We start from the raw sequence: 1,434 nt of genomic DNA, 5'->3' as shown, positions 1-1,434 counted from the left end.
ACCATCAGCATGGAGTCCATAAGCACTGGATGTTGTAATCTCAGTCTTGTTGTCGATAGTAACCGTGCTGCCATTTGAAGCATATATTCCATCAGTTTTTCCATCAAATGATCCTCCAGAGATTGTTATTGTCGAGTGATCATCTGCCTTTAGAGCAGAGAAGGCATGCATAACAGTTACATTTTTTAAGGTGAGCGTGCTTCCTTTGGTAACTATGCCTGAGAGTAATTGCAGGCCATCTTTATCTAAGTCTGATATCTCTACGTCCTTTAACATGTTTTCGCTGCTATTCGTGTTATTAAAAGAAGCGCCAACAGAGGCAGCTGCAATGGAACCTCCAATCATTTTGATTGTAGCTCCGTCTTTGGCTTCAAGACCGCGGAAAATCTCAGAATCAAGTTTTGGGATAATTCTACTATCCTGTAATTCAATTACACTGTTAACACCTTCAGCTGTTACAGCGTATACATCGTAATGGACTGGGTGGTTTATGGTTAAATGTTTTCCAATGATTTTGCCACCGTCTTTTGCGTGAATAGTTTCGTAGGTTTTATCGGATACTTCTTGTTGTTTTCCCCCAGAAACTACGAGGGTTTCAGCATGTGCACTGAACTGGATGTTGAACAGGATAATAGCGGCTGCAGCCGTGCATGATAAAAGGGATGTTTTATACACTAGTATTCTCCTTATGAGAGCCCCAAAATATTCATTTCCCCGCGAACTTCATAAGAAGAAGTGAAAATGGATAGTTGTTATTAATTTCAGTAATTGTCTTTATTTGGTAAGACATTTTTGGTTTTTTGTCAAAATTAAAAAATAATTGATATTAATTATGTCTAATACAAAATGTATTTATAATGGATTTTATTTAAAGAATTATAATTTTGAATATTATTATTCAGAGAAATATTGTGAGATACTGATATAGTGGTACCATGATATCTTTTACCTGATGGTAGGGATTATTATATGACGCAAATTGGGGTTATGAGGGAACAAAAAAGGATGTAGAAGAAGCTAGTAAAAAAGCTAACTTACTTGGGCTTAAAGTGGGTTTTCATCTTTCAACACAGTGGTATTAATTTATTTCTAATAGACTTTTCTTTTTTTCAAAGTAGGAAGTACTGTTCATCCACTGGGAATGGAAGTGCTCTGTTGCGTTTGTTGTGTCTTGTCTTGGGGATTTTCGTAAAGAACTAAGTATAAAGAGGGAAGGGTGCTTTAAAAGGAAAAAGGATGACTTTAATGTACAAAAAGGGCAGCATATTGTTGCTGCCTTTTTTGTTGATGCATAGAAAAGAAATACGCTATTTTTACAGCCTTGATTTAAAACTGATAGCGTATGCCACCTGAAAAGCTTGCACCACTTATACCAGTTTTCTGAAGCTTTTGTTGATAACTTACATCACCATGAAGGGAGAAATTGTGAGACAG

1 protein-coding gene is annotated in these 1,434 nt (G+C 36.3%); it reads right to left on the bottom strand.

What is annotated here, in order from left to right:
- Positions 1-675, bottom strand: a 675-nt coding sequence (locus ACFINM_RS09480; protein WP_375641253.1) for a right-handed parallel beta-helix repeat-containing protein, incomplete at its 3' end; no start/stop codon positions are given.
- Positions 676-1,434 lie beyond the last annotated feature (759 nt).

The organism is Bartonella sp. AA168HLJHH, assembly GCF_042197365.1.
In the GTDB taxonomy this organism is placed as follows: Bacteria; Pseudomonadota; Alphaproteobacteria; order Rhizobiales; family Rhizobiaceae; genus Bartonella.
This window is presented reverse-complemented; position numbering and strand designations above follow the sequence as displayed.